We start from the raw sequence: 9,960 nt of genomic DNA, 5'->3' as shown, positions 1-9,960 counted from the left end.
AAAGCACCGGTCCCGTTTCGGGGCTGTTTCCTGAGAAACTGCCCCGAAACGGGACCGGTGTTCTTGTTAGGGGACGGTGAAAACCGCCCGCTTTTTATTTCACGTCAATGTATTCTTCCAGGTAGGTGTTGTCAGCCTGCCAGAACCGGAAGCGGTGCCGGCCCACGGCTGTGGCCTTGAAGCGGAAAGTGAACGCAACGGGCCGGGCCAGGTCGGCGCAGACGGCTTGCTGGTCATCGGCGGGGTAAGACACAAAGAGGCGCAGGGTGGTCTGCAGGGGGGCCACCAGGGAGTCGGCGCGGGAAAAGCGGCCGCAGCCGTTGGTGGGCCGGTACAGCACTTTCAGGTTCAGGGTGGTGTCTTTCGTTACCGCCACCTTGGGGAAACCCACGGTCTCTTCAATAGCTACGGGCAGCTCTACCTCCTCCAGTTGAGAGGTCTGGGTACAGGCCGTACCCGCTGCCAGCAGCAGCACCGCCGCCCAAACGTTCGCCTTTACAATTTTCCGGATCATGCCTGTTTTAGGGCTCTTTTGGTGAAACCAGGCTAAAAATAGCCTGAAAAGCAAGAGCCGACCATTACTATAAAGGTCGGCTCCCGTGATTTATTGTGCAAACAACTACGCTTTGGCGTAAGTCACTTCTTTTACGGCCTGGATGATGCGCTTCACGTTGGGCAGGGAAGCCTCAATGAGGGTTGGCGCGTAAGGAAGCGGAACGTCGCGGCTGGTCACGCGTTTCACCGGGGCATCCAGGTAGTCAAACGCCTGGTGCTGCACGTGGAAAGCAATCTCAGAAGAGATGGAGGCCAGCGGCCACGCTTCTTCCACCACTACCAGACGGTTGGTACGCTTCACAGACTCAATAATAGCATTGTAGTCGATAGGACGAACCGAGCGCAGGTCAATCACCTCGGCCTCTACGCCGTCCTTGGCCAGTTCCTCGGCGGCCTGCAGGGCCAGCTTCACCATTTTCCCGAAGGAAACGATGGTCACGTCTTTGCCTTTGCGCTTGGTGTCGGCTACGCCGATGGGAATGAGGTATTCTTCCTCCGGAACTTCGCCCTTGTCGCCGTACATCAGCTCAGACTCCATGAAGATTACCGGATCGTTGTCGCGGATGGCAGATTTCAGGAGGCCTTTGGCGTCATACGGGTTAGAAGGCACTACCACTTTGAGGCCCGGGGTGTTGGCGTACCAGTTCTCAAAGTTCTGCGAGTGCTGGGAAGACAGCATGCCGGCGTTACCGGTAGGGCCTCTGAACACCATAGGACAGGAGTACTGGCCCCCGGACATGGACATCATCTTAGCCGCAGAGTTGATTACCTGGTCAATGGCCACCAAGGAGAAGTTGAAGGTCATGAACTCAATGATAGGGCGAAGGCCGTTCATGGATGCACCCACGCCAATACCGGCAAAGCCAAGTTCAGCAATAGGGGTGTCAATCACGCGCTCTGGGCCAAATTCGTCCAGCATGCCCTGGCTCACTTTGTAGGCACCGTTGTATTCGGCAACTTCCTCGCCCATCAGGAACACCTTTGGGTCGCGGCGCATTTCTTCGCTCATTGCCTCACGCAATGCCTCTCTGAATTGTATGGTTCGCATAGTAAGAATTTTCTACGTCTAATCTTAGGGGTAAAATTAAGACATGATGTACAAATAAAAAAACGCATCTGCCATCTGGCCGAAGTATCTGCGGAAGCAGGCTGATTCTTTGCCGTTTACGAGAAAAAGGCCCCAAAACAGGAATATCAGCGCTTCAGGGCTTCTGCGAACGCCGCCGTTTGGTGGTACTTCCTGAATTCCAGGTCGTCAATGGCTTTGCCGGCCAGGGCGGGCCTGGCCTTGAGGGCCAGTTTCAGGTGCTGGGCCATGAGGGCCTCGTTCTGGCTGCGGGCGCCAATCACGGCCATCAGGTAATGGGCGTTGGCGTCCTGCGGGAATTGCTCCAGCAGTTTCTGGCCCAGTTCGGCGGCGCCTTCGTAGTTCTCCTTGAGGAAGTAGAGCAGGGTTTTGTTGAACTGCGCCGCGTAGCCGGGGCCGGCGTAGGCCAGGCTGCCCACCGCATCGTCATACTGGCCCAGGCTCAGTTCCAGGGCGGCTTTGTCGGTGAACACTTGCTGCAGCACGGGCAGGGGACCGCCCAGCCTGATGGCGTAGTCATAGCTCTGCAGCGCCTCCAGGGCATCGCCGTGCTGGTGGTGCGCCACCGCCAGGTTGTAGAACAGCTGCGCCGAGGGGTTGCGGTGCGCGGCGTACCGCAGGTTCAGGATGGCTTGCTCCAGCAGACTTTTCTTCACCTTGGGCCGGAGTTCTTTCTGCGCCTGCTCAAAAAACACCAGGCCCAGGTTATTTAACGACTGCCAGTTCATGTACGTCTCCACCGCCGACTCGTAGATGCGGCGCTTTTCGGCCAGGAGCGGGGTAAGGGTGGCGGCGTACTGCATCTCGTCGGCGGTGAGGGCATCGGCGTTGGCCCGGTTCTCCACTATTTTCTTGGCCAGCAGGTAAATCTCGTAGTCGCGGCGCAGGTTGGGCTGAAAGTCAACGGTCACCTCGGCGTAGCGCAGCACGGGGTACACGTACATCTCCAGGTACTCATAGGAGGGCAGGGCCTGCAACTGCTCTTCCTTCTGGGCGAAGGAGCCGGGACCGTTCACAATGTCCAGGATCTGCTGTACCTGCTCCTCGGGCAGGGCCGAGTTCTGCACCCGCCCTAGAAAGGCTTTCCAGTTGTTCTGCAGGGTCTGCAGGTCAAACTTGATGGAGGAAACGGTGTTGTTGTACGCCTCGGCCTCCATCTTCTGCTTGATGAAGCGCTCCACGGCCACGGCCCTGCGGGCAGCCAGGTTGCGTGTGGTGGTTTCGGTGGGGTCTGGCGAGTGGGTGGCCAGGATCTCTATTTTTCTGGTTTTCTGGTTAGACAGGATAAACTCCTCCAGTAGCTGCAGGTTGGTGCCGTGCCCGTGCCGCAGCGTGGCCAGCCCCTGGTCAAAGTAAATGGGGAAGCGCAGCGGGCCGGGGGCCTCGTTCTTAAACTCCTCGGCCGCGTAGGCCGGGGCGTGCACCGTCTGGATGAGGTGGGGAGTGGTGAGGATGCCGGGCACCAGGGCCTGGGGCTTGGTGTACTTCTTGCGGCCTTTTTTGTCTGATACCACGCCCTGGGCCATGAGCTGCCCCTTGATTTTGGACGGCGTGTACGGAAAAGCAAAAGAGCTCTGCATGGTAGGCTTGCCCGCCACAAAGTTGTAATTCCCGAAGTCGAAGCCCAGGGAGCCCACGTGGTCCTCGGTGCCTTTGTCGGCTTTGTAGAAGATCCGGATGCCGTAGCGGTACTCGTCGCGGAGCAGGTTTTTGGGCAATTGCGCCTGCACCTCTACCGGTACCTGATCGCCGCGCACCATCAATACCTCTGGCTGCACCGTGATTACCTGTTCTTTCTCGGCCTTGCGGGCCATTCTGGAAAGGGTGCAGCCCGAAAAGAGGACCACTGCGGAAAAAAAGCCAAGAAGGGGGTAAGGACGCGGGGAAAATTTGGGCATATCTAATAACAACAACTAACGTATAGCAACGTTACCACACTCGCACAGGAGTAATTCTACTGGGAAAGTTACGGCAGATTTTGTAAATTTATTTATCTTAGGATTTTAACTTTTCAAACCATGAAACATATACAGCATTTCCTGGAAACCCAGGCCTTTGGGGTATGTACCAGTTTAGGGGAAAAGTTAGGATTTGCCACCAGCAGCATCCGCCTGTATTTTATCTATCTGTCTTTCCTAACGTTCGGGTCGCCGGTGTTGGTGTACCTGGTCCTGGCTTTCTGGCTCAACGTGAGAAAACACCTACGCCGGGAGCGCAGCACGGTCTGGGACGTGTAAGGCCGCAAAATCTTTTCTGCCTTTTACAAAATACTGCCAGACCACACTCCTGGGGTACCAGCCGGTGAGCTGGGCCGTGCGTTTCTTCACTAAGTTCTCCTTCCTTTTCTGGTTCCAGTAGCGCTTACCGGCGAAGAACTGGCGGTGCGCCTTCCAGATGGCCTGTACTTCCTTCCATTCCCCCTTGAGGAAAAACTGCACGGCAGCCACGCCGTCCAGCACCAGCCGCGGGTACAGAATTTGGTTCAGTTCTTCGTCTGCCAGGTTCTTGTAGAGCAGCGCGGCTCCGTTTCTGAAGTTGAGGAACGTCTTTCTAGGGTTTGACTTGGGCAGGGTGCCGCCGCCCACGTGGTACACGGTGCTAGCGCCGTGGTAGTAAATCTGGTGGCCCAGGTTCTGCAGGCGCCAGCACAGGTCAATCTCCTCCATGTGCGCGAAAAACTGCTTCTCCAGCCCGCCCGCCTGCCAATAGGCGCTGGCCCTGATGAACAAACAAGCCCCGGTGGCCCAGAACACCGGCCGTACGTCATCGTACTGGCCCTTGTCTTCCTCCAGGGTGTCAAACAGGCGACCGCGGCAGAACGGATAGCCGTAGGCATCCAGGAAACCGCCCGCCGCCCCGGCATACTCAAAATGGGTGCGTTGGTGAAACGACTTGATCTTGGGCTGACAGGCAGCAATGGCGGGGTTGCCCTCCAGCAGTTCCACCAAAGGGTCTAGCCAGCCGGGCGTCACCTCCACGTCTGAGTTGAGCAGCACGTAATACGTGGCTTCCACTTGCCTCAGGGCCTGATTGTACCCCTCGCAAAAGCCCAGGTTCTCCGCGAACCGGATGAGCCTAACCTCCGGAAACCGGTGCTGCAGGAACGAAACCGAGTCATCCGTTGAGGCGTTGTCGGCCACCACTACGTGGGCCCCGCCGCTGTTTTGCAGCACCGAGGGTAAAAATTGCTCCAGCCAGCGGCGGCCGTTCCAGTTCAGGATCACCACCGCCACCGTGGGTTGATTATAAGCCAAAGTTGCTGAGGTCTAAACCAGGAATGTTGGGCAACATGCCTTCAGTGTGCTTCTTCATTTCCTCGCGGGCGCGGTCATTGGCCTCGTCCATGGCCTTGTTCACGGCCGCCACCACCAGGTCGGCCAGCATTTCCTTGTCGTTGGGGTTCATGAGCGACTCGTCAAATTCCAGTTTCAGCAGCTTACGCTCGCCGCTCACGGTGGCCTTCACCATGCCGGCCCCGGCTTCCGCCGATACGCGGATGTGCTTGAGATTCTCCTGGGCCTCTTTCATCTTGGCCTGCATCTCCTTCACCTTGTTCATCATCCCGAACATGTCAAACATAGCTTCTCCTTTCTTTATGTACTATCCAGCTTAACGCGGATTCTGTGGTTGTGTTCCAGGGCCAAAAGTAAGGCATTTTACCCGAACCAGGGCCAATTTTTGGCAACGCCATTTTAAGCCTGATTTTCAGGAAAGCGGCCGGAAACCCAATCTATTAAATCTGGGTTTAGGGGCGGTTTTCCGGAAAACAGGCCCTAAACGGTTACCGGATGAGCGTGATGGTGCCTTTCTGGGTGATGCGTTTGCCGTTCACGTCCACAGCCTCCAGGCGGTAGAGGTAGGTCTCGGGCGGGGCGGGTTTGCCGTTGTGTTGGCCGTCCCAGCCCGCTTGCGGGTCTTTGCTCTCAAAGATGATCTGGCCCCAGCGGTTGAGCACCTGCAGCGTGAACTTGGAGGCGAACGGCGCGCCCACTGGCCGGAACAGGTCGTTGAGCCCGTCCTGGTTAGGGGTGAACGCCGTGGGGAAGTGGAACTGGAACGCCTGGTCAACCACCGCCGTGTTGGAGTAGCTCTGGTACTGGGCGTTCTGTGAAGTGGAGCGCAACCGGTAGGTCAAGCGCTGGAAACGGGTCTGCGGCTCGGCGTCCAGGTAGCCTTGGCCGGTCACCGGGGTGCTCCAGTACACGGTGCCCTGCTCGTCTACCAACTCCAGGGTTTGGCTTTCCACGCCCGTCGGGAAGCCCTCGTAGGGGCTCCAGTCCAGCTGCACTTTGCCGTCTGCCTGCAGGGAGGCCCGCAGCAGCGAAGGGCAGGCCGCGTTGCTGCGCCCCGACCCCAGGTTACACGAATCGGTGTAGGCCACCTGGTAGCAGAGGGGAGCGGTAAGGGAGTTCACGGTGCCGTCTACAGCGTTTTGGGGCTGTTTTTCCAGAAGCAGGCTGTAAACTCCGGCGGCCTGGCTGCGGTAAACGGCCTGCTCCCGGAACGTTTCCTGGGCGGGCACCACGGTTTCTAGCACCACCTTGTTATTGAGGTCAAAGCTGGCCACCAGAAAAGGAGCGGCGGGCGGCGTGGTGCCCTGGGTTTCTACCGGCACCGACGGGGAGGCGCTCTGCGCGCCGTTGGCGAGCACCGCCACCAACTGGTAGGTGTACTGGCGCCCGCAGGCCACTTGCTGGTCTGTGAAACTGGTTTGGGAACCCGGTATGGTCTGGTACGGCTGCCCGCCCCGGAGCAGTTGGTAACTGGCCACGCCGCCACTGGGGTTAGCGGGCCACGTGAGCTGGTTCCGGCGATCACCGGCCGTCACCGTAAGCGCCTGGGCGCACACCACGCTGGAAACAATGTCTTCGCGGCCCGAGCAGACGTTGGTCACCCGTACGCGGTAGCAGCCCTCCGTGGGGGCAAGGTCAATGGGGTGCTGGCTCTGCCCGGCCGGCACGGCAGCCAAAGTTTTCACCGCCGTGAACGTGCCCGAGGGACCGGTGGCCCGCTCCACCACCAGGTCGTTCACGCCGGAGGTTTGCAGCTGAACTAAAATGGAAGTGGCTTGCACCGTCAGCCGCTGGAGTACTGGCTCGGCGGCAGGCTCGGCGGCCTTCACCTCAAATTCCCGTTGGTTAAGGACGCCCACTCCCGTGAGTTGGGTAACGGTGTAGGTGCCCGGGGTGGTGAACACGTGGCGGGGTGGTTGGTCGGGGGTTACGCCGTCGCGGGCGTCAAAGTCGTAGTACTCCGTTACGTTGGGTCGGCCGGAATTGTCTTTGAACGTGATGGGTTCGCCTACGCAGAAGGTGGTGACGGGTTGGTTTTGCTGGTTGTAGGCCAGAAAGGCCTGGGCCTGGGCCCCAAAGCCTACCCAAATACTCATCCAAACCAGCAGAAAGGCAACCTGTTTTCTCACGCCATCAAGTCCTCAAAGGGGAAATCCTGGATAAATCTGATGCTCTTTTCAATATCGGGCTGTAAAACCCGGTCCTGCTCCAGCGGCGCCACCACTTTTCTGTACGCGGCCACCACTTTCTCCAGCGCGGGCGAGGTTTGCAGGGGCCTCCGGAACTCCAGGGCCTGCACCGCAGCCATAAGCTCAATGGCCAGAATGCGCTCCACGTTCTGCACCACCTGGTACGCTTTCACGGCCCCGTTGGCGCCCATGCTCACGTGGTCTTCCTGGCCGTTGGACGAAACAATGGAGTCTACGCTGGCCGGGGTGCACAGTTGTTTATTCTGGCTAACGATGGAGGCCGCCGTGTATTGCGGAATCATGAAACCCGAGTTCAGGCCGGGCTCCTGGATGAGGAACTGCGGCAAGCCCCGCTGCCCCGACAGCAACTGGAAGGTGCGGCGCTCCGAGATGCTGCCCCACTCGGCCAGGGCGATGCTCAGGAAGTCAAGCGCCAGGGCCAGAGGCTGCCCGTGGAAGTTGCCGCCCGACAGGATCAGTCCTTCCTCAGGGAAGATATTGGGGTTGTCGGTAACGGAGTTGATCTCGGTGGTGAACACTTTTTCGGCGTACGCCAGGGCATCCAGGCTGGCGCCGTGCACCTGCGGCACGCACCGGAACGAGTACGGGTCCTGCACCTGGGCCTTGGGTCTGGTTTGGAGCTCACTGCCCGAAAGTAGCCCCAAAACGCGGGCGGCGGTTTTCACCTGCCCTTCGTGGGGCCTCACGCGGTGGATCTGAGGCAGGAACGGGGTGCTGAGCCCGTCAAAGGCTTCCAGGGAGAGCGCGGCCACTACATCGGCGGCGGCCGAAATCTGGCGGGCCCGCAGGCAGACCAGGGCGCCGTACGCCGTCATGAGTTGGGTGCCGTTGAGCAGGGCTAGCCCTTCCTTCGCCTGCAGGCGGATGGGTTCCCAGCTGAAGATGTCCAAGATTTCGTGCCCTTTCAGCTTAAACTCCTGAAACCGGACCTCGCCCATGCCCAGCAGGGGCAGGCACAGGTGCGCCAGGGGAGCCAGGTCGCCGCTGGCGCCCAGCGAACCTTGCTGGTACACAATGGGGTACACGTAGCGGTTGAAGAAGGCGAGCAGACGGTGTACGGTAGCCGGCTGCACGCCGCTGTAGCCGTACGCCAGGGACTGCACCTTCAGGAACAACATGAGCTTCACCACCTCGGCGGGCACCTCGTCGCCGGTGCCGCAGGCGTGGGACATGACCAAGTTGCGTTGCAGGGTCTCCAGGTGCTCCGCTGAAACCGGGGTGTTGCAGAGCGCCCCAAAACCGGTGTTGATGCCGTACACCGGCGCGGGGCCAGCGGCCAGGTGCTGGTGCAGGTACGCGTGGCTCCTGGCCAGGGCCTGCTCCACGGCAGGGGAGAGGGCCAGGGTGGCTTTGTTCCGCAGGAGCTGCCTGATCTCCTGCAGAGTGAGCGGATCAAGGGTGATGAGGTGCTGCCCCGCCATTATGCCGTAGGGTTATCCTGTAAATGGGTTAAGATATCGGTGAGCGAGAGGCGCTTCTGGGTGCCGGTGCGCATGTTGCGCAGGTTCAGCAAACCGCTCTCCACTTCCTCAGAGCCAATCAGGAGCACGTACGGAATCCGTTTCTGGTCGGCGTAGGCCATCTGCTTCTTCAGCTTGGCGGGCTCTGGGTACAGCTCCGCCGACACGCCCACTTCGCGCAGGGCCTGCAGCACCGGCAGGGAGTACAGCATAGATTCTTCGTCAAAGTTGGAGATGAGCACCTGGGTAATGGTCTGGCTGTCCTTGGGGAACAGCCGGAGTTCTTCCAGCACGTCAAAGATGCGGTCCACGCCAAACGAGAAGCCCACGCCCGAGACGCCCGGCAACCCGAACATCCCGGTCAGGTTGTCGTAGCGGCCGCCGCCGCTGATGCTGCCCATCTGCACGTTATTCACCTTCACCTCAAAGATGCAGCCGGTGTAGTAAGAGAGGCCTCTAGCCAGTGTCACGTCCAGGGCTATTTTTGCCTTCTTTATGGAAAAATGCTGCAAAAACGCCAGCATGCTGCGGATGTCCTGGAGGCCGCGTTTGCCTTCGTCTGAATTTTGCAGCAGCTGGTCCAACTGGGGCAGCAGGTCGGCCACGTCGCCGGTGAGGCCCAGGATGGGCTGCAGCCGGGCCACGGCCTCTGCTGAGATGCCTTTCTGGCGGAGCTCCTCATTCACCGCCTCGGGGCCTATCTTGTCCAGCTTGTCAATGGCCACGCACAGGTCGGCCTCGCGACCGAAGGCGCCAATGGCTTCGGCAATGCCCGCCAGCAAGCCCCGGTGGTTAAACTTGATGGTGAAGTCCTCCAGGCCCAGGGTGCTCAGGACCTCGTCTATCATGAGGATGATCTCGGCCTCGCAGAGCAGCGAATTGGTGCCCACCACGTCGGCATCGCACTGGTAAAACTCCCGGTAACGGCCCCGCTGCGGACGGTCGGCGCGCCACACCGGCTGAATCTGGTAGCGCTTGAAGGGGAAGGCAATGTCGTTGCGGTTCATGACCACGTACCGCGCGAAGGGCACGGTAAGGTCGTAACGCAAGGCTTTCTCTGAGATTTTGCGGGTGAGCGGCTTGTAGCCCTGCTCCAGGTCCTGAGGGGTGACCTTGTTCAGGAAATCGCCCGAGTTCAGGATTTTGAAGATGAGTTGGTCGCCCTCGTCGCCGTACTTGCCGGTGAGCACCGAGAGGTTCTCCATGGCCGGGGTCTCCAGGGGCAGGAACCCGAACTTCTCAAACGTGCGCTTGATAACTGAGAAAATATAATTGCGTTTCACCACCGTGGCCGGCCCGAAATCACGGGTGCCCTTGGGGATGGATGGTTTTTCTTTGCTCATACTGGTGTTGAT

Annotated in this window: 9 protein-coding genes; 1 reads left to right on the top strand and 8 read right to left on the bottom strand. The window is 59.4% G+C overall.

Translation table 11 applies throughout. The features are described from left to right. Nucleotides 1–94: 94 nt before the first annotated feature. The 3 genes from JT718_RS13610 to JT718_RS13600 all read right to left on the bottom strand — a co-directional run bounded on the left by JT718_RS13610 (nt 95) and on the right by JT718_RS13600 (nt 3,456). Entirely contained in the window at nt 95–514 is a 420-nt protein-coding gene (locus JT718_RS13610; RefSeq protein ID WP_205503256.1) for a hypothetical protein, read from the bottom strand. Nucleotides 515–619: 105 nt separating this feature from the next. Beyond that, nucleotides 620–1,603, bottom strand: a complete 984-nt coding sequence (locus tag JT718_RS13605) for a pyruvate dehydrogenase complex E1 component subunit beta (RefSeq protein ID WP_205503255.1) — start codon at nt 1,601–1,603, stop codon at nt 620–622. Between the two features lie 146 nt (nt 1,604–1,749). Continuing rightward, nucleotides 1,750–3,456 carry a tetratricopeptide repeat protein gene (locus JT718_RS13600; protein ID WP_205503254.1) on the bottom strand — a complete coding sequence of 569 codons (1,707 nt, stop codon included), beginning with the start codon at nt 3,454–3,456 and terminating at the stop codon, nt 1,750–1,752. Between the two features lie 204 nt (nt 3,457–3,660). Here JT718_RS13600 and JT718_RS13595 point away from each other — a divergent pair, with 204 nt between their 5' ends. Next, nucleotides 3,661–3,879: a PspC domain-containing protein gene (locus tag JT718_RS13595; protein ID WP_205503253.1), complete on the top strand. Its 219-nt coding sequence runs from the start codon at nt 3,661–3,663 to the stop codon at nt 3,877–3,879. On the opposite strand, the gene JT718_RS13590 is transcribed toward JT718_RS13595, so the two are convergent. The 5 genes from JT718_RS13590 to hisS all read right to left on the bottom strand — a co-directional run bounded on the left by JT718_RS13590 (nt 3,844) and on the right by hisS (nt 9,948). Continuing rightward, on the bottom strand, nt 3,844–4,896 hold the full coding sequence (locus JT718_RS13590; protein WP_240337089.1) for a glycosyltransferase family 2 protein: 1,053 nt from the start codon (nt 4,894–4,896) through the stop codon (nt 3,844–3,846). The two genes, JT718_RS13595 and JT718_RS13590, sit on opposite strands and share 36 nt — an antisense overlap. Beyond that, nucleotides 4,886–5,221: a YbaB/EbfC family nucleoid-associated protein gene (locus JT718_RS13585; RefSeq protein ID WP_205503252.1), complete on the bottom strand. Its 336-nt coding sequence runs from the start codon at nt 5,219–5,221 to the stop codon at nt 4,886–4,888. The genes JT718_RS13590 and JT718_RS13585 overlap by 11 nt, the downstream gene beginning before the upstream one ends. A gap of 202 nt (nt 5,222–5,423) precedes the next feature. Further along, nucleotides 5,424–7,031 carry a T9SS type B sorting domain-containing protein gene (locus JT718_RS13580; protein ID WP_205503251.1) on the bottom strand — a complete coding sequence of 536 codons (1,608 nt, stop codon included), beginning with the start codon at nt 7,029–7,031 and terminating at the stop codon, nt 5,424–5,426. Between the two features lie 29 nt (nt 7,032–7,060). After that, complete coding sequence (gene hutH / locus JT718_RS13575) at nt 7,061–8,566, bottom strand: histidine ammonia-lyase (RefSeq protein WP_205503250.1); 1,506 nt, start codon at nt 8,564–8,566, stop codon at nt 7,061–7,063. Beyond that, nucleotides 8,566–9,948: a histidine--tRNA ligase gene (gene hisS / locus JT718_RS13570; protein WP_205503249.1), complete on the bottom strand. Its 1,383-nt coding sequence runs from the start codon at nt 9,946–9,948 to the stop codon at nt 8,566–8,568. The genes hutH and hisS overlap by 1 nt, the downstream gene beginning before the upstream one ends. Nucleotides 9,949–9,960: the final 12 nt, after the last annotated feature.

The sequence above is a fragment of the Rufibacter psychrotolerans genome (assembly GCF_016924645.1).
GTDB classification, from domain to species: Bacteria; Bacteroidota; Bacteroidia; order Cytophagales; family Hymenobacteraceae; genus Nibribacter; species Nibribacter psychrotolerans.
Note: the sequence above shows the minus strand (reverse complement) of the source record. Positions and strands in the feature narration are given on the sequence as shown.

Bases quoted from the DNA above. Each gene is read 5' to 3' on its own strand.
- JT718_RS13610 (WP_205503256.1), bottom strand. From the start codon at position 514: ATGATCCGGAAAATTGTAAAGGCGAACGTTTGGGCGGCGGTGCTGCTG.
- JT718_RS13605 (WP_205503255.1), bottom strand. From the start codon at position 1,603: ATGCGAACCATACAATTCAGAGAGGCATTGCGTGAGGCAATGAGCGAA.
- JT718_RS13600 (WP_205503254.1), bottom strand. From the start codon at position 3,456: ATGGCCCGCAAGGCCGAGAAAGAACAGGTAATCACGGTGCAGCCAGAG.
- JT718_RS13595 (WP_205503253.1), top strand. From the start codon at position 3,661: ATGAAACATATACAGCATTTCCTGGAAACCCAGGCCTTTGGGGTATGT.
- JT718_RS13585 (WP_205503252.1), bottom strand. From the start codon at position 5,221: ATGTTTGACATGTTCGGGATGATGAACAAGGTGAAGGAGATGCAGGCC.
- JT718_RS13580 (WP_205503251.1), bottom strand. From the start codon at position 7,031: ATGAGTATTTGGGTAGGCTTTGGGGCCCAGGCCCAGGCCTTTCTGGCC.
- hutH (WP_205503250.1), bottom strand. From the start codon at position 8,566: ATGGCGGGGCAGCACCTCATCACCCTTGATCCGCTCACTCTGCAGGAG.
- hisS (WP_205503249.1), bottom strand. From the start codon at position 9,948: ATGAGCAAAGAAAAACCATCCATCCCCAAGGGCACCCGTGATTTCGGG.